Annotated in this window: 18 protein-coding genes and 1 riboswitch; of the genes, 17 read left to right on the top strand and 1 reads right to left on the bottom strand. The window is 70.9% G+C overall.

Translation table 11 applies throughout. The annotated features are described in order from the left end of the window. Positions 1-73: 73 nt before the first annotated feature. The 15 genes from ACFZDA_RS13405 (at position 74) to ACFZDA_RS13335 (ending at position 16,023) form a co-directional block, all read left to right on the top strand. The gene (locus tag ACFZDA_RS13405) at positions 74-1,003 is read left to right on the top strand and encodes an ABC transporter permease (protein WP_391079448.1); all 930 of its coding nucleotides are present in this window, start codon (positions 74-76) and stop codon (positions 1,001-1,003) included. Continuing rightward, the gene (locus tag ACFZDA_RS13400) at positions 996-1,775 is read left to right on the top strand and encodes an ATP-binding cassette domain-containing protein (protein WP_391079446.1); all 780 of its coding nucleotides are present in this window, start codon (positions 996-998) and stop codon (positions 1,773-1,775) included. Before ACFZDA_RS13405 ends, ACFZDA_RS13400 begins: the two co-directional genes overlap by 8 nt. 359 nt (positions 1,776-2,134) lie before the next feature. Then, positions 2,135-3,037 (top strand): squalene synthase HpnC, encoded by a 903-nt coding sequence (hpnC, locus tag ACFZDA_RS13395; protein WP_391079443.1) that lies wholly within the window; start codon positions 2,135-2,137, stop codon positions 3,035-3,037. Then, a complete protein-coding gene (hpnD, locus tag ACFZDA_RS13390; protein WP_391079440.1) occupies positions 3,034-3,984 on the top strand; it encodes a presqualene diphosphate synthase HpnD in 951 nt (316 codons plus the stop codon). The genes hpnC and hpnD overlap by 4 nt, the downstream gene beginning before the upstream one ends. Next, positions 3,981-4,253, top strand: a complete 273-nt coding sequence (locus ACFZDA_RS13385) for a DUF6380 family protein (protein ID WP_391079437.1) — start codon at positions 3,981-3,983, stop codon at positions 4,251-4,253. The genes hpnD and ACFZDA_RS13385 overlap by 4 nt, the downstream gene beginning before the upstream one ends. Then, positions 4,250-5,662, top strand: coding sequence for a hydroxysqualene dehydroxylase HpnE (gene hpnE / locus ACFZDA_RS13380; RefSeq protein ID WP_391079434.1), 1,413 nt, complete (start codon positions 4,250-4,252; stop codon positions 5,660-5,662). Before ACFZDA_RS13385 ends, hpnE begins: the two co-directional genes overlap by 4 nt. 65 nt (positions 5,663-5,727) lie before the next feature. Continuing rightward, complete coding sequence (locus tag ACFZDA_RS13375; protein ID WP_391079431.1) at positions 5,728-6,795, top strand: polyprenyl synthetase family protein; 1,068 nt, start codon at positions 5,728-5,730, stop codon at positions 6,793-6,795. A gap of 122 nt (positions 6,796-6,917) precedes the next feature. Further along, complete coding sequence (gene shc / locus ACFZDA_RS13370; protein ID WP_391079428.1) at positions 6,918-9,035, top strand: squalene--hopene cyclase; 2,118 nt, start codon at positions 6,918-6,920, stop codon at positions 9,033-9,035. After that, positions 9,036-9,677, top strand: a complete 642-nt coding sequence (locus ACFZDA_RS13365) for a 1-hydroxy-2-methyl-2-butenyl 4-diphosphate reductase (RefSeq protein ID WP_391079425.1) — start codon at positions 9,036-9,038, stop codon at positions 9,675-9,677. 5 nt (positions 9,678-9,682) lie between these two features. Continuing rightward, positions 9,683-10,705, top strand: coding sequence for an adenosyl-hopene transferase HpnH (gene hpnH / locus ACFZDA_RS13360; RefSeq protein WP_391079422.1), 1,023 nt, complete (start codon positions 9,683-9,685; stop codon positions 10,703-10,705). 4 nt (positions 10,706-10,709) lie between these two features. Beyond that, positions 10,710-11,867 (top strand): flavodoxin-dependent (E)-4-hydroxy-3-methylbut-2-enyl-diphosphate synthase, encoded by a 1,158-nt coding sequence (gene ispG, locus ACFZDA_RS13355; RefSeq protein WP_391079419.1) that lies wholly within the window; start codon positions 10,710-10,712, stop codon positions 11,865-11,867. Positions 11,868-11,896: 29 nt separating this feature from the next. Beyond that, the gene (gene dxs / locus ACFZDA_RS13350; protein ID WP_391079416.1) at positions 11,897-13,792 is read left to right on the top strand and encodes a 1-deoxy-D-xylulose-5-phosphate synthase; all 1,896 of its coding nucleotides are present in this window, start codon (positions 11,897-11,899) and stop codon (positions 13,790-13,792) included. Beyond that, complete coding sequence (locus ACFZDA_RS13345; protein ID WP_391079413.1) at positions 13,789-15,204, top strand: aminotransferase class III-fold pyridoxal phosphate-dependent enzyme; 1,416 nt, start codon at positions 13,789-13,791, stop codon at positions 15,202-15,204. Before dxs ends, ACFZDA_RS13345 begins: the two co-directional genes overlap by 4 nt. Before the next feature lie 58 nt (positions 15,205-15,262). Further along, the gene (locus ACFZDA_RS13340) at positions 15,263-15,907 is read left to right on the top strand and encodes a helix-turn-helix domain-containing protein (protein ID WP_391079410.1); all 645 of its coding nucleotides are present in this window, start codon (positions 15,263-15,265) and stop codon (positions 15,905-15,907) included. Beyond that, the gene (locus tag ACFZDA_RS13335) at positions 15,904-16,023 is read left to right on the top strand and encodes a DUF6126 family protein (RefSeq protein WP_355847605.1); all 120 of its coding nucleotides are present in this window, start codon (positions 15,904-15,906) and stop codon (positions 16,021-16,023) included. The genes ACFZDA_RS13340 and ACFZDA_RS13335 overlap by 4 nt, the downstream gene beginning before the upstream one ends. A 21-nt stretch (positions 16,024-16,044) precedes the next feature. Here the strand turns inward: ACFZDA_RS13335 and ACFZDA_RS13330 are convergent, their stop codons facing one another. Continuing rightward, positions 16,045-16,842 carry a tyrosine-protein phosphatase gene (locus ACFZDA_RS13330; protein WP_391079406.1) on the bottom strand — a complete coding sequence of 266 codons (798 nt, stop codon included), beginning with the start codon at positions 16,840-16,842 and terminating at the stop codon, positions 16,045-16,047. A gap of 180 nt (positions 16,843-17,022) precedes the next feature. Between ACFZDA_RS13330 and ACFZDA_RS13325 the strand changes: the two genes are divergently transcribed. Together ACFZDA_RS13325 and ACFZDA_RS13320 are read left to right on the top strand one after the other, a co-directional pair. Continuing rightward, the gene (locus tag ACFZDA_RS13325) at positions 17,023-19,098 is read left to right on the top strand and encodes an alpha-galactosidase (protein ID WP_391079403.1); all 2,076 of its coding nucleotides are present in this window, start codon (positions 17,023-17,025) and stop codon (positions 19,096-19,098) included. Between the two features lie 310 nt (positions 19,099-19,408). Then, positions 19,409-19,570: riboswitch (cyclic di-AMP (ydaO/yuaA leader) on the top strand. Between the two features lie 4 nt (positions 19,571-19,574). Then, positions 19,575-20,480 (top strand): peptidoglycan DD-metalloendopeptidase family protein, encoded by a 906-nt coding sequence (locus ACFZDA_RS13320; RefSeq protein ID WP_391079400.1) that lies wholly within the window; start codon positions 19,575-19,577, stop codon positions 20,478-20,480. The last annotated feature ends 159 nt before the right edge of the window (positions 20,481-20,639 follow it).

Genomic DNA, 20,639 nt, shown 5'->3' with positions numbered 1-20,639 from the left:
CGGGCCGTACCCTGGCCCCCGGCTCATGCAGGCCCGGACAGGCCGCGCATCTCGAAGACGAAAGTTTCCACTAGTGAGTGAGACAACGCACGACGCCACGGTCGCGGTCAACGCGCCCGCGGCGCCCGACGAGGGACTCACGGCGAGGGAGCTCGCCGCCAAGTACGGGCTGAGCGTGAGCGGCGCCCGGCCGTCCCTCATCGAGTACGTCCGTCAGCTCTGGGACCGGCGGCACTTCATCCTCGCCTTCTCCCGCGCGAAGCTGACCGCCCAGTACAGCCAGGCCAAGCTCGGCCAGCTGTGGCAGGTGGCCACACCGCTGCTGAACGCGGCCGTGTACTTCTTCATCTTCGGCCTGCTCCTGGAGGCCGACCGGGGTCTGCCCCGCGAGGTGTACATCCCGTTCCTGGTCACCGGCGTGTTCGTGTTCACCTTCACGCAGAGCTCGGTGATGGCGGGCGTGCGCGCGATCTCCGGCAATCTCGGCCTGGTCCGCGCCCTGCACTTCCCGCGCGCCTCGCTGCCGATCTCCTTCGCGCTCCAGCAGCTCCAGCAGCTGCTGTTCTCGATGATCGTGCTGTTCGCCGTCGCGATCGGCTTCGGTCATTACCCGGACCTGTCCTGGGTGCTGATCGTGCCGGTGCTCGTCCTCCAGTTCTGCTTCAACACCGGCCTCGCGCTGATCATGGCCCGGGCGGGCGCCAAGACCCCGGACCTCGCGCAGCTGATGCCGTTCGTGATGCGGACGTGGATGTACGGGTCCGGGGTGATGTTCTCCATCCCGATCTTCCTCCAGGACAAGCCGGACTGGATCGCGAACGTCCTCCAGTGGAACCCGGCCGCGATCTACATGGACCTGATGCGTTTCGCCCTCATCGACGAGTACGACCAGAGGTACCTGCCGGACCACGTCTGGGCGGCCGCGGGCGGCTGGGCCGTGCTGTTCGCCCTGGGCGGCTTCGTGTACTTCTGGAAGGCGGAGGAGAGGTACGGCCGTGGCTGAGCCGAAGCAGGACGAGCGGATCCCCACCGTCATCGCGGACGACCTGCACATCGTCTACAGGGTCAACGGCGCCAAGAGCGGCAAGGGCAGCGCCACCGCCGCCCTCAGCCGCATCCTCAAGCGTGGCGAGGAGCGCGGCGTACGCAAGGTGCACGCCGTACGAGGCGTCTCCTTCGTCGCCTACCGCGGCGAGGCCATCGGTCTGATCGGCTCCAACGGCTCCGGCAAGTCGACGCTGCTGCGCGCCATCGCCGGTCTGCTCCCCGCCGAGCAGGGCAAGGTCTACACCGACGGCCAGCCCTCGCTGCTCGGGGTCAACGCGGCTCTCATGAACGACCTCACCGGCGAGCGGAACGTCATATTGGGCGGGCTCGCCATGGGCATGTCCCGGGAGGAGATCAAGGAGCGCTACCAGGACATCGTCGACTTCTCCGGCATCAACGAGAAGGGCGACTTCATCACCCTGCCCATGCGCACCTACTCCTCCGGCATGGCGGCCCGGCTCCGCTTCTCCATCGCCGCGGCCAAGGACCACGACGTCCTGATGATCGACGAGGCCCTGGCCACCGGTGACCGCAAGTTCCAGAAGCGCTCCGAGGACCGCATCCGGGAGCTGCGCAAGGAAGCCGGCACGGTGTTTCTGGTCAGCCACAACAACAAGTCCATCCGCGACACCTGCAACCGCGTCCTGTGGCTGGAACGCGGCGAGCTGCGCATGGACGGCCCGACCGACGAGGTGCTCAAGGAGTACGAGAAGTTCACCGGCAAGTAGTCCGGCCAGGCCAGGGCCCCGCCGGAACTGTTCCGGTGGGGCCCCGCGTATGCAAAAGAAGCGTCAACTCCGGCACTTCTTAGGAATCTTGGGGCCAATCGGTGTGTTCTCGTGATGCGCGGGACACCCTGGCGATCCTCGATGCGCTGTACAACGTAAGCTGTACCGGTCCCGAAACGCGGCAATCAGGGCGATAATGCGCGACATCGTTCGTCGCACCGCCGTGCGGACGGCTGGGCGGCGTGTCCGAAATAGTGTGTATTGGGTCGGCAGTGTAGAACGGGAGATGTGACGGCGATGGCTACGGAAACTCCCCAGCTCCACGCAGCACGTGCCGTCCTCGCGCCGGGCAGCCGGCGGTGACGGGAACCGGCACGGCGCGCGCCCTCGACCCGGAGCGGGGCACGCTCGACAAGGCCGCGGGCGAGAACTTCCCGGTGGCCCCGTTCTTCCTGCCCCGGGCCTGGCGCACCGACCTCATGGCCGTCTACGGCTTCGCCCGCCTCGTCGACGACATCGGCGACGGCGACCTGGCCCCCGGCGGCGCCGACGCCCGGCTGCTCGGCGTGTCGCCGCAGCAGGCGCAGGACCGGCTGGTCCTGCTGGACGCCTTCGAAGCCGACCTGCGCAGGGTCTTCGGCGCCACCCCGCGTCACCCCCTGCTGCGCCGCCTCCAGCCGACCGTGCGCCGCCGCTGCCTGACCCCCGAGCCGTTCCTCGCCCTGATCGCCGCCAACCGCCAGGACCAGCTGGTCGGCCGGTACGAGACCTACGACGACCTCCTCGCCTACTGCGAGCTCTCCGCCAACCCCGTCGGCCGTCTCGTCCTCGCCGTCACCGGTACCTCGACGCCCGAGCGGATCCGCCGCTCCGACATGATCTGTACGGCCCTCCAGATCGTCGAGCACCTCCAGGACGTGGCCGAGGACCTCGGCCGCGACCGCATCTACCTGCCCGCCGCCGACATGAAGCGCTTTCACGTCGAAGAGGCGGACCTCGCCACGAAATCCGCGGGAGCGTCGGTCCGTGCGCTGATTGCGTACGAAACGCAAAGGGCCCGGGATCTCCTGAATGAAGGCGCCCCCCTGGTGGGTAGCGTCCACGGCAGGCTGAAGCTGCTGCTCGCAGGGTTCGTGGCGGGAGGAAGGGCGGCCGTCCGTGCGATCGCCGCCGCCGATTACGACGTACTTCCCGGCCCGCCCAAGCCCGGCAAGGTCCGGTTGCTGCGTGAGGTGGGCGTGACTCTGCGAGGAGAGGGGTGATCCGGACCGTGGAGTCGGAACCGCACGCGTCCCCACCGGTACTCGCCGCCTACAGCTACTGCGAGGCCGTCACCGGGCGGCAGGCCCGTAACTTCGCCTACGGCATCCGGCTGCTGCCGACGCCCCAGCGCCGTGCGATGTCGGCGCTGTACGCGTTCTCGCGGCGGGTCGACGACATCGGTGACGGTGCGCTCGCCGACGAGGTCAAGGTGGCCAGGCTGGAGGAGACCCGGGCGCTGCTCACCCGGATCCGCGAGGACGAGGTGGCCGAGGACGACACCGACCCGGTCGCCGTCGCCCTCTCGCACGCCGCCGGGCACTTCCCGATCCCGCTCGGCGGCCTGGACGAGCTCATCGACGGCGTCCTGATGGACGTACGCGGCGAGACGTACGAGACCTGGGACGACCTCAAGGTGTACTGCCGCTGTGTGGCGGGGGCCATCGGGCGGCTCTCCCTCGGTGTGTTCGGCACGGAACCAGGGGCACGCGGCGTCGACCGCGCGCCGGAGTATGCCGACACACTCGGCCTCGCGCTCCAGCTCACCAACATCCTGAGAGACGTACGCGAGGACGCCGTGGGCGGGCGCACCTATCTGCCCGCCGACGACCTCGCCAAATTCGGCTGCTCGGCAGGCTTCTTCGGGCCACGGCCACCGGAGGGCTCAGACTTCGCGGGCCTCGTGCACTTCGAAGTGCGACGGGCCCGCGCTCTTTTCGCCGAGGGCTACCGGCTGCTCCCCATGCTCGACCGGCGCAGCGGCGCGTGTGTCGCCGCCATGGCCGGCATCTACCGCCGCCTCCTCGACCGCATCGAGCGCGACCCGGAGGCCGTGCTGCGCGGCCGCGTTTCCCTGCCCGGCCGGGAGAAGGCCTACGTCGCCGTGCGCGGCCTGTCGGGCCTGGACACCCGCCACGTGACCCGACGGACCGTCAGGAGGCGCGCGTGACGAGGGAACCGGTCCAGCACGACGCCACCACCCCCCGCGCCGCGGGTGCGGGCCCCCGCTGCCCGGCAGCGGCGCGGGATGCCGGGCCGGGCGGTCGCACCCGTGTGACCCCGGCGGCCGAGCGCGGGCACGGCACCCCACCCGGCCACACCGCCGGAGACAAGTGGCGGGCAACCCTCCGTTGTGGGCCCGCGTCCCTGACGGAGACGGTCGGTCGCCGATCATTCGAGCAGGACGGCCGCCGCCGCGCAGGGGAGGGGGCACGATGACCCAAGGCACGGGACCCCGGGGACCGGTCGCCGGCCGGCGGCACACCGTCGTGGTGGGCGGCGGGCTCGCCGGCATCACCGCCGCGCTCGCGCTCGCCGACGCCGGCGTGCGCGTCACCCTGCTGGAGGGCAGGCCGAGACTCGGCGGCCTGGCCTTCTCCTTCCAGCGCGGCGAGCTGACCGTCGACAACGGACAGCATGTCTACCTGCGCTGCTGCACCGCCTACCGCTGGTTCCTCGACCGCATCGAGGGCGCGGCAATGGCCCCGCTCCAGGACCGGCTCGACGTGCCCGTCCTGGACGCCGCGCGGCCCGCGGGGCGGCGGCTCGGCAGGCTGCGCCGCGACGCCCTTCCCGTCCCCCTGCACCTGGGCCGCAGCCTCGCCACGTATCCGCACCTGTCGCTCGCCGACCGCGCCAAGGTCGGCCGGGCCGCACTCGCGCTCAAGGGGCTCGACCTCGCCGATCCGGCCCTGGACACGCAGGACTTCGGCAGCTGGCTGGCCGCGCACGGCCAGTCGGAACGTGCCATCGAGGCCCTGTGGGACCTGGTCGGGGTCGCCACCCTCAACGCCGTCGCGGGCGACGCCTCCCTGGGGCTCGCCGCCATGGTGTTCAAGACCGGCCTGCTGTCCGACCCGGGCGCGGCCGACATCGGCTGGGCGCGGGTCCCGCTCGGCGACCTGCACGACCGGCTGGCCCGCAAGGCGCTCGACTCCGCCGGCGTCCGCACCGAGGTCCGTACCCGCGTCACCTCCGTCTCCGAGAACGGGAACGGGGGGTGGAGCGTCCGGGTGCCCGGCGAGACGCTCCAGGCCGACGCCGTCGTGCTCGCCGTACCGCAGCGCGAGGCGCACGACCTGCTGCCCGCCGGCGCCCTCGACGCGCCGGAGCGGCTCCTGCAGATCGGCACCGCGCCGATCCTCAACATCCATGTCGTCTACGACCGCAAGGTGCTCGCCCGGCCGTTCTTCGCCGCCCTCGGCACCCCGGTGCAGTGGGTCTTCGACCGGACCGAGGCGTCCGGACTGCGCGAGGGGCAGTACCTCGCGCTGTCGCAGTCGGTGGCCCAGGACGAGATCGACGAACCCGTGGCCGTGCTGCGCGAGAGGTACCTGCCCGAGCTGGAGCGGCTGCTGCCGCCGGCCCGCGGCGCCGCGGTGAAGGACTTCTTCGTCACCCGGGAGCGCACCGCGACGTTCGCTCCCACCCCCGGCGTCGGGCGCCTCAGGCCCGGCGCCCGCACCAAGGCATCCGGCCTGTACCTGGCCGGAGCGTGGACCGCCACCGGGTGGCCCGCGACCATGGAGAGTGCGGTCCGCAGTGGAGTCGGCGCGGCGGACGCCGTGCTCGGCGCCCTGGGCCGGCCCCGCCCACAGCACCTCTTCGCGTTCGAGGAGGCGGCGTGATGCTCGCACAGGACAGCGCGGCAGGCGGCCCCCGCACCCCCGGTACCGCAACAAGAGGAGAGACTGTGCCCACTGTGCCCCCGGCCTCGAAGACTGCCGAGGCGGTGGACGTGACCGCGCTCCTGGAGCGCGGCCGGACCCTGGCCACTCCGGTACTGCGGGCGGCCATCGACCGCCTGGCACCTCCCATGGACACTGTTGCCGCCTACCACTTCGGCTGGATCGACGCCCAGGGCAGGCCCGCGGACGGGGACGGCGGCAAGGCCGTACGCCCCGCCCTCGCGGTGCTGTCCGCCGAGGTCATGTCCGCCGCCCCCGAGACCGGCATCCCCGGCGCCGTAGCCGTGGAGCTGGTCCACAACTTCTCCCTCCTCCACGACGACCTGATGGACGGCGACGAACAGCGCCGCCACCGCGACACGGTCTGGAAGGTGCACGGCCCCGCCCAGGCCATCCTCGTCGGCGACGCCCTGTTCGCCCTCGCGGGCGAGGTGCTCCTCGAACTCGGCACCGTCGAGGCCGGCCGCGCCACCCGCCGCCTGACCACCGCCACCCGTGCCCTGATCGACGGTCAGGCCCAGGACATCTCCTACGAGCACCGCGACCGCGTCACCGTCGAGGAGTGCCTGGAGATGGAGGGCAACAAGACCGGCGCCCTGCTCGCCTGCGCCAGCTCCATCGGCGCCGTCCTCGGCGGCGCCGACGACCGCACCGCCGACACGCTGGAGAAGTACGGCTACCACCTGGGCCTCGCCTTCCAGGCCGTCGACGACCTCCTCGGCATCTGGGGCGACCCGGACTCCACCGGCAAGCAGACCTGGAGCGACCTGCGCCAGCGCAAGAAGTCCCTGCCGGTCGTCGCCGCGCTCGCGGCCGGCGGCCCCGCCTCCGAGCGGCTCGGCGAGATCCTCGCCGCCGACGCCAAGGCCAGCGACTTCGAGAACTTCTCCGAGGAGGAGTTCGCGGCCCGCGCCGCCCTCATCGAGGAGGCGGGCGGCCGCGAATGGACCGCCGACGAGGCACGCCGTCAGCACACCATCGCCATCGAAGCCCTCGACGCCGTCGACATGCCCGACCGGGTACGGGAGCAGTTCGCGGCCCTCGCGGACTTCGTCGTCGTACGAAAGAGATGATCACTATCGGTCGAATAGCCCTCGCGTAGTCGCCGGCCGGTGCCGCGAGACACCACGGAGCACCGGCCGACGGCGGACCCACAGCAGCTGCACACCTTGCACCACTGCACGAAGGGGAAGCCATGACAGCGACGACCGACGGAAGCACCGGGGCCCTGCCACCCCGCGCTGCCGCGGCCAGCGACACCGACATCGACACCACCACCCCCGCGGCGGCCGGGGTACCGCAAGCCGCCGCACGCGCCGCGCAACGCGCCACCGACTTCCTGCTCTCCCGCCAGGACCCCCAGGGCTGGTGGAAGGGCGACCTCGAGACCAACGTCACGATGGACGCCGAGGACCTGCTGCTCCGCCAGTTCCTCGGCATCCGCGACGAGAAGACCACCCAGGCCGCCGCGCTCTTCATCCGCGGCGAGCAGCGCGAGGACGGCACCTGGGCCACCTTCTACGGCGGCCCCGGCGAGCTCTCCGCCACCATCGAGGCCTACGTCGCCCTCCGCCTGGCCGGCGACGAGCCCGGCGCCCCGCACATGGCGAAGGCCTCCGCCTGGATCCGCGAGCAGGGCGGCATCGCCGCCGCCCGGGTCTTCACCCGCATCTGGCTGGCCCTGTTCGGCTGGTGGAAGTGGGAGGACCTGCCCGAACTGCCCCCGGAGCTGATCTACTTCCCGAAGTGGATGCCGCTCAACATCTATGACTTCGGCTGCTGGGCGCGGCAGACCATCGTCCCGCTGACGATCGTCTCCGCGAAGCGGCCGGTACGCCCCGCGCCCTTCCCGCTGGACGAGCTGCACACCGATCCGGCCGACCCGAACCCCGCCGAACCCCTTGCCCCCGCGTTCAGTTGGGACGGGGCCTTTCAGCGGATGGACAAGGGCCTGCACGCCCTGCGCAAGGTCGCGCCGCGCCGGCTGCGCAGAGCCGCGATGAACAGCGCCGCCCGCTGGATCATCGAGCGGCAGGAGAACGACGGCTGCTGGGGCGGCATCCAGCCACCGGCCGTGTACTCGATCATCGCCCTGCACCTGCTCGGCTACGACCTCCAGCATCCCGTGATGCGCGAGGGACTCGCCTCGCTGGACCGGTTCGCCGTGTGGCGAGAGGACGGGGCCCGGATGATCGAGGCCTGTCAGTCGCCGGTGTGGGACACCTGCCTGGCCGCGATCGCGCTCGCGGACGCCGGACTGCCCGCCGACCACCCGCAGTTGGTGAAGGCCGCGGACTGGATGCTGGGTGAGGAGATCGTCCGGCCCGGTGACTGGTCGGTGCAGCGGCCCGGACTGCCGCCCGGGGGCTGGGCGTTCGAGTTCCACAACGACAACTACCCCGACATCGACGACACCGCCGAGGTGATCCTCGCGCTGCGCCGGATCGCCCACCACGACCCGGTGCGGGTCGACAAGGCCGTCGGGCGCGGTGTGCGCTGGACGCTCGGCATGCAGTCGAAGAACGGCGCGTGGGGCGCCTTCGACGTCGACAACACCAGCCCGCTCCCGAACCGGCTGCCCTTCTGCGACTTCGGCGAGGTCATCGACCCGCCCTCCGCCGACGTCACCGCACACGTCGTCGAGATGCTCGCGGTGGAGGGCCTCGCCCACGATCCGCGCACCCGGCGCGGCATCGAGTGGCTGCTGGCCGAACAGGAGCCCGACGGCTCCTGGTTCGGGCGCTGGGGCGTCAACTACGTCTACGGCACCGGGTCCGTCGTACCCGCCCTGGTCGCCGCGGGCATCCCCGCCGCGCACCCGGCGATCCGCCGGGCCGTGACCTGGCTGGAGTCGGTCCAGAACGACGACGGCGGCTGGGGCGAGGACCTGCGCTCCTACAAGGACGTCAAGGGGTGGAGCGGCCGGGGCGCCTCGACCGCCTCCCAGACGGCGTGGGCCCTGATGGCCCTGCTCGCGGCGGGGGAGCGGGACGCCAAGGCCGTCGAACGCGGCATCGAGTGGCTCGCCGCCACCCAGCGGGAGGACGGTTCCTGGGACGAGCCGTACTTCACGGGGACGGGCTTCCCGTGGGACTTCTCGATCAACTACCACCTCTACCGGCAGGTGTTCCCGCTCACCGCACTCGGCCGGTATCTGCGAGGGGAGCCCTTCGCGGACCGGCACCAGGGCGGCGGGGCGGCCGGGAAGCCGCTGGCGGCTGCCCAGGGGAGCGGGGCGGCCGGGAAGCCGCTGGCTGCCGCCCACGGCAGCGGAGAGACCGGGAAGCCGCTCGCCGACGCCGAGGGGAGCTGAATGAGCGCACAGCCCGCTCCGGTCCCGCTGCTGATCGCCTGCGCGCTCGGCATCGAGCAGTTCGCCCTGCGCGCGGGCGACCGTGGCGGCGCCGGCGGGCCGGTCACCGTGCTGCGGACCGGCATGGGGCCGGCGGCGGCCGAGCGGTCCGTCACCCGGATGCTCGCCGACCCGGCCCTGCGCGACGCCGCCGTCCTGGCCACCGGCTTCTGCGCGGGGCTCGCACCCGGGATGCACCCCGGTGACCTCGTCGTCGCCGAGGAGACCCGTGATCCTCGCGGCGCGACTGCCTGCGTCGGGACCGACCTGCTGGTCAAGGAGCTGGTCCGGGCGGTGCCCGGGCGGACCGTGCACACCGGGCCGCTCACCGGTTCCGGCCATGTCGTACGCGGTCAGGAGCGGTCCGATCTGCTCGCGACCGGCGCGATCGCGGCCGACATGGAATCGGCGGCCACCCTGCTGAGCGCCGTGCGTGCGGGCGAGCGCCCGGTTGCGGCCGTCCGGGTGGTCGTGGACGCTCCAGAACATGAACTCGTCCGGATCGGCACGGTGCGCGGTGGAATATCAGCTTTCCGTGTTCTTCGTTCGGTCCTTCCCGCTTTCTTCGAATGGCACCGTTCCTTGCTGCTCCCCAGGAGGTGAGCCAGATGGCCATGCCGCTCCGACAGTCCATCAAGGTCGCTACATACTTGGCTGAACAGAAGCTGCGCCGGCGGGACAAGTTCCCGCTCCTCGTCGAGCTGGAGCCGCTGTACGCCTGCAACCTCAAGTGCGAGGGGTGCGGCAAGATCCAGCACCCGGCCGGCGTGCTCAAGCAGCGGATGCCGGTCGCCCAGGCCGTGGGGGCCGTGCTGGAGTCCGGTGCACCCATGGTGTCCATCGCCGGCGGCGAGCCGCTGATGCACCCGCAGATCGACGAGATCGTGCGTCAGCTGGTGGCCAAGCGGAAGTACGTCTTCCTGTGCACCAACGCCCTGCTGCTGCGCAAGAAGATGGACAAGTTCAAGCCCTCCCCCTACTTCGCCTTCGCGGTGCACATCGACGGGCTGCGCGAGCGGCACGACGAGTCGGTGGCCAAGGAGGGCGTCTTCGACGAGGCGGTCGAGGCCATCAAGGAGGCCAAGCGGCAGGGCTTCCGGGTGACCACCAACTCGACCTTCTTCAACACCGACACCCCGCAGACCATCATCGAGGTGCTGAACTTCCTCAACGACGACCTCAAGGTCGACGAGATGATGATCTCGCCCGCCTACGCCTACGAGAAGGCCCCCGACCAGGAGCACTTCCTCGGCGTGGAGCAGACCCGCGAGCTGTTCAAGAAGGCCTTCGCCGGCGGCAACCGGCGGCGCTGGCGGCTCAACCACTCCCCGCTCTTCCTGGACTTCCTGGAGGGCAAGGTCGACTTCCCGTGCACGGCGTGGGCGATCCCGAACTACTCACTGTTCGGCTGGCAGCGCCCGTGCTACCTGATGAGCGACGGCTATGTGCCGACGTACCGGGAGCTGGTCGAGGACACCGACTGGGACAAGTACGGCCGCGGCAAGGACCCGCGCTGCGCCAACTGCATGGCGCACTGCGGCTACGAGCCCACCGCCCTCCTCGCCACCATGGGGTCGCTGAAGGAGTCCTTGCGCGCCATGCGCGAGACGGTCTCCGGAAACCGGGAGTGAGGCCATGACCGCCGTCCCGCTGGGCGTTCCCGAGGTACCGGTCCGGCCGATCGCCGAGCGGCGCCCCTCGCGCCGGATCCAGGTCGGTCCGGTGGCGGTCGGGGGCGGGGCCCCGGTGTCGGTGCAGTCGATGACGACGACCCGTACGTCGGACATCGGCGCCACCTTGCAGCAGATCGCCGAACTCACCGCGTCCGGCTGCCAGATCGTCCGGGTCGCCTGCCCCACGCAGGACGACGCGGACGCGCTCGCGACCATCGCCCGCAAGTCGCAGATCCCGGTGATCGCGGACATCCACTTCCAGCCGAAGTACGTCTTCGCGGCCATCGAGGCGGGCTGCGCGGCGGTCCGCGTCAACCCCGGCAACATCAAGCAGTTCGACGACCGGGTCAAGGAGATCGCGCAGGCCGCCAAGGACCACGGCACCCCCATCCGGATCGGGGTCAACGCCGGGTCGCTGGACCGGCGGCTGCTCCAGAAATACGGCAAGGCGACCCCGGAGGCGCTCGTGGAGAGCGCGCTGTGGGAGGCGTCCCTGTTCGAGGAGCACGACTTCCGGGACATCAAGATCTCCGTCAAGCACAACGACCCGGTCGTGATGATCGAGGCGTACAAGCAGCTCGCCGAGAGCTGCGACTACCCGCTGCACCTCGGCGTCACGGAGGCCGGTCCCGCCTTCCAGGGCACGATCAAGTCGGCGGTCGCCTTCGGCGCGCTGCTGTCGCGGGGCATCGGCGACACCATCCGGGTGTCGCTGTCCGCGCCGCCGGCAGAGGAGGTCAAGGTCGGCATCCAGATCCTTCAGTCCCTGGGGCTGCGGCAGCGCCGGCTGGAGATCGTCTCCTGCCCCTCCTGCGGACGCGCCCAGGTCGACGTCTACAAGCTGGCCGAAGAGGTCACGGCCGGGCTCGACGGCATGGAGGTGCCGCTGCGGGTCGCCGTCATGGGGTGTGTGGTCAACGGCCCCGGCGAGGCGCGGGAGGCCGATCTGGGGGTGGCCTCCGGCAACGGCAAGGGCCAGATCTTCGTCAAGGGCGAGGTCATCAAGACCGTCCCCGAGTCGAAGATCGTCGAGACGCTGATCGAAGAGGCGATGAAGCTCGCCGAGCAGATGGAGCAGGACGGCGTGGGGCCGGGGGAGCCGGCCGTCACCGTGAGCTGAACAGCACGGAATGCGAAGGGGGCCCGAGCGTGACGATTCTGGAGAGCATCCGGGGACCACGCGACCTGAAGGCGCTGTCCGAGCCGGAAATCGGCGAACTGTCCGACGAGATCAGGGAGTTCCTGGTGCACGCGGTCGCGAGGACCGGGGGGCATCTGGGGCCCAACCTGGGGGTGGTGGAGCTCACCGTCGCCCTGCACCGGGTCTTCGAGTCGCCGGTCGACCGCATCCTGTGGGACACCGGCCACCAGAGCTACGTCCACAAACTGCTGACCGGACGCCAGGACTTCTCCAAGCTGCGCGGCAAGGGCGGCCTGTCCGGCTACCCCTCGCGCGAGGAGTCCGAGCACGACGTCATCGAGAACAGCCACGCCTCCACGGCGCTCGGCTGGGCCGACGGGCTCGCCAAGGCCCGCCAGGTGCAGGGGGAGAAGGGCCATGTCGTCGCGGTGATCGGCGACGGCGCCCTGACCGGCGGCATGGCCTGGGAGGCGCTGAACAACATCGCGGCCGCCAAGAACCGCCCGCTGATCATCGTCGTCAACGACAACGAACGCTCCTACGCCCCGACCATCGGCGGCCTCGCCAACCACCTCGCCACCCTGCGCACGACCGACGGCTACGAGCGGGTCCTCGCCTGGGGCAAAGACGTGCTCCAGGCCACGCCCCTGGTCGGCAGCACCCTCTACGAAGCCCTGCACGGCGCGAAGAAGGGCTTCAAGGACGCGTTCGCCCCGCAGGGCCTGTTCGAGGATCTGGGCCTGAAGTACGTGGGCCCGATCGACGGGCACGACATCGGGGCCGTGGAGTCCGCCCTGCGGCGCGCGAAACGATTCCACGGACCGGTCCTCGTCCACTGCCTCACGGAGAAGGGCCGCGGCTACGAACCCGCCCTCGCCCACGAGGAGGACCACTTCCACACCGTCGGCGTCATGGACCCGCTGACCTGTGCGCCGCTCTCCCCGGCGGGCGGCCCCTCGTGGACCTCGGTGTTCGGCGACGAGATCGTCAGGATCGGCGAGGAACGGGACGACATCGTCGCGATAACCGCCGCCATGCTGCATCCGGTCGGCCTGGGCGGGTTCGCCGAGCGGTTCCCGGACCGGGTGTGGGACGTCGGTATCGCCGAGCAGCACGCGGCCGTGTCCGCGGCGGGTCTGGCGACGGGCGGCCTGCACCCGGTCGTCGCCGTCTACGCCACCTTCCTCAACCGCGCCTTCGACCAGCTGCTGATGGACGTGGCCCTGCACCGGTGCGGGGTGACCTTCGTGCTGGACCGGGCCGGTGTCACCGGCGTCGACGGGCCCTCCCACAACGGCATGTGGGACATGTCGATCCTCCAGGTCGTCCCCGGCCTCAGGATCGCCGCGCCGCGGGACGCCGACCAGCTGCGCGCCCAGCTGCGCGAGGCCGTCGCCGTCGACGACGCGCCGACGCTGCTGCGCTTCCCGAAGGAGTCCGTCGGCCCGTCGATCCCGGCCGTGGACCGGGTGGGCGGACTGGACGTGCTGCACCGTGCAACGGAGCCGCAGGTTCTGCTGGTGGCCGTGGGCGTGATGGCGCCCGTCTGTCTCCAGACCGCCGAGCTGCTGGAGGCCCGCGGCATCGGCTGCACCGTCGTCGACCCCCGCTGGGTCAAGCCCGTCGACCCGGCGCTGCCCCCTCTCGCCGCCGGGCACCGCCTGGTCGCCGTCGTCGAGGACAACAGCCGGGCGGCCGGGGTCGGCTCGGCCGTGGCGCTGGCCCTGGGCGACGCCGAAGTCGACGTGCCCGTACGGCGGTTCGGCATCCCGGAGCAGTTCCTCGCGCACGCCAAGCGCGGCGAGGTGCTCGCCGACATCGGCCTGACACCCGTCGAGGTCGCCGGACGGATCAGCGCGAGCCTGACCGTGAAGAAAGAGCTGTCCAAGGAGCCACAGGAATGACCACCGCCGAATCCGCGTCGGAGTCGTCGCGGGCCGGGGAGTTCGATCTCGGCAAGCTGCTGGCCGAGCGCGGAGCCGAGCGCTACGAGCTGCACACCCGGTACCTCAACCACCAGCTCCCGCGCATGCTGCACACCATCGGCTTCGACAAGGTCTACGAGCGCGCCGAGGGCGCCTACTTCTACGACGCGGACGGCAACGACTACCTGGACATGCTCGCCGGGTTCGGGGTGATGGGCCTCGGCCGCCACCACCCCGTCGTGCGCAAGGCGCTGCACGACGTCCTGGACGCCCGGCTCGCCGACCTCACCCGCTTCGACTGCCAGCCGCTCCCCGGCCTGCTCGCCGAGAAGCTGCTCGCGCACAGCCCGCACCTGGACAGGGTGTTCTTCGGCAACAGCGGCACGGAGGCGGTCGAGGGCGCGCTGAAGTTCGCCCGGTACGTCACCGGCAGGCCCAGGATCCTGTACTGCGCGCACGCCTTCCACGGCCTGACCACCGGCTCCCTCTCCGTGAACGGGGAGTCCGGCTTCCGTGACGGCTTCGCCCCGCTGCTGCCCGACACGGCCGTACCGCTCGGCGACCTCGACGCGCTGGAAAGGGAGCTGAGGAAGGGCGACGTCGCCGCCCTGATCGTCGAGCCGATCCAGGGCAAGGGCGTCCTGGAGGCCCCGCCCGGCTATCTCCTGGCCGCCCAGGACCTGCTGCACCGGCACAAGGCGCTGCTCATCGCCGACGAGGTGCAGACGGGCCTCGGCCGCACCGGCGACTTCTACGCCTACCAGCACGAGGAGGGGGTGGAGCCCGACCTGGTGTGCGTGGCCAAGGCGCTCTCCGGCGGCTATGTACCGGTGGGTGCGACGCTCGGCAAGGACTGGATCTTCAAGAAGGTCTACTCGTCGATGGACCGGGTGCTGGTCCACTCGGCGAGCTTCGGATCCAACGCGCAGGCCATGGCGGCGGGCCTGGCGGTGCTGTCGGTGATGGAGAACGAACAGATCGTCGCGGGTGTCCGCGCCACCGGGGAACGGCTCAGATCCCGGCTCGCGGCGCTGACGGACACGTACGAGATGCTCGCCGACGTCCGCGGCCGGGGCCTGATGATCGGCATCGAGTTCGGCCGGCCCAAGTCGCTGAAGCTGCGCAGCCGCTGGGCCATGCTCCAGGCCGCGCGCAAGGGACTGTTCGCGCAGATGGTCGTCGTACCGCTGCTCCAGAAGCACCGGATCCTCACCCAGGTCTCCGGCGACCACATGGAGGTGATCAAGCTGATTCCCCCGCTGATCATCGGCGAGCGGGAGGTGGACCGGTTCGTCGACGCCTTCACAGCCGTGATGGACGACGCGCACGACGGGGGCCTGATGTGGGACTTCGGCAAGACGCTCGTCAAACAGGCGGTGGCGAACCGGTGATTTTTGCCTCTGAGGCAAGAAATTTGCCGGTGGGGCAAGGCTCGGGCTGAATGGAGGCATGAGCTCCTCCGAGACCGAGCGGTCCTCCGGGGCCGCCCCGTCGCCCGACCAGGCAGCGGATGCGCTGCCCGCCGTCGCGCCGCAGCTGCGGTCGCTGCGGCGCCAGGCCTCCTTGACCCTGGAGGGCGCGGCCCGCGCCGCCGGGCTGTCGCCCGCCCACCTGTCCCGCCTGGAGACCGGGCAGCGCCAGCCCTCCCTGCCGATGCTGCTCGCGCTCGCCCGCATCTACGGTACGACCGTCGCCGAGCTGCTCGGCGAGACGCCCGCCGCCCGGGATGCCGTCATCCGCGCCGCCGACATGGAACCGACCGCGGCGGGCGGCTGGACGTACTGGCAGGCCGGCGCGCCCGGGCGCGGGATGCAGGCCCTGCGCGTCCACGTCCCGTACGGCTCCCAGGGCGACATCGTGCGCGTCCACCCCGGCGAGGAGTGGCTTCACGTGCTCCGGGGACGGTTGCGACTGCGCCTCGGCGACACCACGCACCACCTCGCGCCCGGCGACAGCGCCCACTTCGACTCGCTGACCCCGCACCGGATCGCCGCCCAGGACGCGGACGGCGTCGAACTGCTCTTCGTCCACACCCTCTTGCAGAGCCCCACGGCCGCCCTGTGCCTGGGCCCCACCCCGGGAGACATGCCGTGAAGGACATGGAGGAGAAGTTCCCCCGCGCCCTGTGGGTGCGGCTGTTCATCTACCTCGTGGTGGGCCACGTCTTCGCGGCCTTCGTGTATCTGCTGTTCGAGGTCGGGGCCACGTAGCCGCCGGGCCGCCGCCGTACGTCAGTCGAGCAGCCGCTCGCGCAGCCGCTCCCGGCTCTCCGGGGCGAACCCGAGCCCCTTCTCCAGATACGCGTCGACGGCGCCCCAGGTCTCCTCGATGGTGTCGAAGGCCGCCGTCAGGTACTCGGCGCGCGCGTCGAACAGGGGGCTGAGCAGCTCCATGACCTCGGGGGAGTAGGCCGAGGCGGCGGAGCTGCTGCGGTGCACCTTGTAACGGCGGTGCTTGGCGTTGGACTTCAGGTAGTCGTCGACGATCGCCTCGCGCTCGACACCCAGGGCGAGCAGCGTCACCGCGATGGACAGACCCGCGCGGTCCTTGCCCGCCGCGCAGTGCATCAGGGCGGGGACGCTGTCCTCCGCGAGCGCGTGCAGCACCCGGGAGTGCTCGGCCGTGCGGTTCCTGATGATCGTGCGGTACGAGGCGATCATCCGGTCCGCGCCCTTGCCGTCCGAGAGGATCGCGCGCAGCTGGTCCAGTTCGCCGTCGCGCACCATCTTCCAGAACTCGGCGCCGTCGGCCGGGTCGCTCAGCGGCAGGTTCACATTGCGCACGCCCGGCAGCTCGACGTCCGGCCCTTCGAGCTTCTGGTCGGCCGCGTTGCGGAAGTCGAAGATCGTGTGCAGGCCCAGGGTGGTCAGGAAGGTGGCGTCCTCCCCGGTCGCGTGCGCCAGGTGGCCGCTGCGGAACAGCACTCCTTGCCGCACCCGCCGTCCGTCCACGGTCGGCAGTCCGCCCACATCGCGGAAGTTGCGCACTCCGGCCAGCTCGGGCTCGGTCGACGGGACCTGCTGCGTCACGAGGGCTCCTCCCCTTCGGCGCCGCCGGCGCGGCTCGTCGACGGGCACCACTCGACGATACGACATGCCCTGCCTGGGGCAATGAGTTGTCCACAGGCGTTGCCGGGAACCCCCGCGGCCCTTGATGATGTCGGAGCCTGGTCGCACCTGGTCGGGCTTGTTCGAATCTGTGAGGGCTTGATGCTGGACATTTCCGAAGACGGTCGTACGTGGGTGCTCTCCGGGCCGGCCAGCAGCTACGCCGTCCATGTCACCGACCGCGACGAACTGCTGCACCTGCACTGGGGCGCCCGGATCGGCCTCGCCGACGCCGAGGCCCTCGCCGTCCGGCCGCTGCCGGACTACTGGCCCTTCGAGTCACCGCTCGACGGACGCGAGGAGTATCCCGTCGAGGGCGGCCCCCGTTTCGTCCGCCCCGCCCTGTCCGTACGCACCGCCGAGCGGCGCGGCACGGAGTGGACCTACGAGGGTCATGACGCCGAGGACGACGAACTGCGGCTGCGCTTTCGCGACGGCGACCTGGCCATCACGCTGCACTACCGGATGCGCTCCGCCACGGATGTCGTCGAGCGCTGGGTGACCCTCGACAACCACGGACCCGCCGTCGAGGTGCTGCGCGCCGACTCCGCCACCTGGACCCTGCCCGACCGCGACACCTGGCGGCTTTCCCAGCTGCACGGCCGCTGGGGCGCCGAGTCCCGGCTGGAGCGCTCCGCCCTCACCCACGGCGAGAAGGTCATCGGCAGCCGCCGCGGCCACACCGGTCACCAGCACCTGCCGTGGATCGCGCTCGACACCGACGCGACCGAGGAGCACGGCGAGGTCTACGGATGCGCCCTGGGCTGGTCCGGGTCCTGGCGGATCGCCGTGGCCCAGCTCCCGGACGCGCGCGTGCAGATCACCGGCGGGTCCGGCTACGACGACTCGGGCCTGCTGATGCTGGGCACGGGGGAGTCGTACACGACCCCCGTCTTCGCCGGGCTCTGGAGCGACGGCGGCCACGGCGGGGCCAGCCGCGCCTGGCACGCCTACCAGCGGACATACGTGATCCCGAGCGCGGACCAGGACCGGCCGGTGCTCTTCAACTCCTGGGAGGCCACCGAGTTCGACATCTCCGAGGAGCAGCAGCGGGCGCTCGCCGAGCGGGCCGCCGCCATGGGCGTCGAGCTGTTCGTGGTCGACGACGGCTGGTTCGGGACGCGCACCAGCGACCGGGCCGGGCTCGGCGACTGGACCCCCAACCCCGACCGCTTCCCGGGCGGCCTCAAGCCGCTCGCCGAGCACGTGCACGGCCTCGGCATGCAGTTCGGGATCTGGGTCGAGCCGGAGATGGTCAACCCGGACAGCGACCTGTACCGCGCGCACCCCGACTGGGTGCAGTACCAACCGGGACGAAAGCGGACGGAATTCCGCAATCAGCTCGTACTCAATCTCGCCCGCGAGGACGTCCAGGAGTACCTCTGGGAGCAGCTCGACGGGCTCTTGTCCAGCGCGCCGATCGACTACGTCAAGTGGGACTTCAACCGCTGCTTCACCGACGCCGGCTGGCCGGACGACCCGTACCCGCAACGGCTGTGGGTCGACCACGTGCACGCCCTGTACGGCCTGCTGGACCGGCTGCGGGCCGCCCACCCCCGGGTGGCCTTCGAGTCCTGCTCGGGCGGCGGCGGCCGGATCGACATCGGTGTGCTCGGCCGCACGGACCAGGTGTGGACCTCGGACAACACCGACCCGCTCGACCGGCTCGCCATCCAGCACGGCTTCAGCCAGATCCACCCGGCCCGGGTCATGGCCGCCTGGGTCACCGACAGCCCGAACGCCATGCTCAACCAGCGGGCCAGCTCCCTGCGGTTCCGGTTCGTCAGCGCCATGGCCGGGGTACTCGGGGTCGGCGGCGACCTCACGAAGTGGACGGAGCGGGAACTCGCCGAGGCGCGGGACTGGGTGGAGCTCTACAAGGAGATCAGGCCCGTGGTGCAGCGCGGCGACCTGTACCGGCTGCGCCCGCCGGAGGGCGGCCTGAGCGCCGTGCAGTACGTCCTCGGCGACGAGACCGTCGTCCTGGCCTGGCTCCAGGCGCAGCGCTACGGCGAGCCCGTTCCGGCACTCCGGCTGCGGGGCCTCGATCCCGCGGCGTCGTACGAATGCCTCACAACGGGCGAAGTGCATCGAGGGGGCGTACTGCTCCATCACGGACTGCGGGTCGGCCTGCGCGGGGATCTAAATGCCGCTGTCGTCCGGCTTAAGCGCAAGTAGCCCTTCTGTCCGAATAGGCAGTGCTTCAGTTGTTTAGGCGTAACGTGCCCCGACTGTAAAGGGGATGAGGTCGGGGTGCGTGAGCATCGTCATATTCGTGACGATGTGTTGTTGCCATGTGCACGTAATTCTGGCGCGATTCAGGGGTATTGCGGGATGCGGGAGATCGGTAATCCACGCTCCGTGACGGAAAAAGTGCCGACGCGTCAAGAAAAACGCCGTCACGGGGAACCGCACGCTTGTCCCTTTGCGTCCTGGTCGCTTACGTTCCACACCCATCCGGACGGACGCCTAATCCTGCCGCCGCCCGGAGCCCCACACACTGACCCGACGTACGGCAGGAGCGGGGGACCCACAGGTAAGACGCCTGTTCCGGTTCCCGGAACGGCTTGGGGTTAAGCCGCGCCTCGGCGTGGCCGGACATCTCCAGTCCGCACCCGACAGCTCACCTCGCAGGCGACGGAGAGGAATTCGCCATGCCCGCGAAGGGTAAGCACCGCCGCCCGAAGTCCCAGCGTTTCACCCGCTCCATCGTCGTCGCCGGAACCGGTGGGGCCGCTCTCGCCCTTCCGCTCATGGGGGCCGCCGGCGCCCACGCCGCCACTCCGAAGTCGACTCCGGAAAGAGTCGTCCAGTCCGCTCCGGCCGCCGAGAAGAAGGCCGCCGAAAAGGCCACGGGCGCCCGCTCGTACACCGTGCGGGCCGGTGACTGTCTCGCGAAGATCGCCGACGAGCAGAATGTCGACGGCGGCTGGAAGAAGCTCTACGCGGACAATCGTGACGCCGTCGGTGACGACCCGTCGCTGATCCACCCGGGGCTGAAGCTGGCGATCGGCAAGAAGGCGGCGGCGAGTGCGCCCAAGCCCGCTGCCCCGTCGAAGCCCTCGGCTTCCCAGTCCTCGGCTTCGAAGTCCTCCGCCTCCGAGTCGCCCTCGAAGCCGGCTGCCGCGAAGCCGGCCGCCGCGACCTCCAGCGGCTTCACCCTCCCGGTGGAGGGCGCCACCATCGGTACCCCGTACCACATGGCCGGCAGCATGTGGTCCAGCGGATACCACACCGGTGTGGACTTCGTCGTTCCGACCGGCACCTCGCTCAAGGCCGTCGGCGCGGGCACGGTCGTCTCCGCCGGCTGGGGCGGGGCGTACGGCAACCAGGTCGTCATCAAGCTGAACGACGGTTTCTACGCGCAGTACGCCCACCTGTCCTCGCTCTCCGTCTCGGCCGGCCAGACCGTGAGCGAAGGACAGCAGATCGGCCTGTCCGGTGCCACCGGCAACGTGACCGGACCGCACCTGCACTTCGAGATCCGCACCACGCCGGACTACGGCTCGGACGTGGACCCGGTCGCCTACCTGCGCTCGCACGGCGTCTCCGTCGGCTGACCGACCGCGTCACCGCCCGCCTGACACGCGACCGAAGGCCGGACCCCGATCCCCGGGTCCGGCCTTCGGTGTGTGCGCCTTGCGAGTGTGCGCGCCATACGGGTGTGCTCCCGTTTCGATCGCTCCAAGGGATCGACAGCGGGCGGCAGTTGGGACACA

Source organism: Streptomyces sp. NPDC007991 (assembly GCF_042958445.1).
Classification (GTDB): domain Bacteria; phylum Actinomycetota; class Actinomycetes; order Streptomycetales; family Streptomycetaceae; genus Streptomyces.
This window is presented reverse-complemented; position numbering and strand designations above follow the sequence as displayed.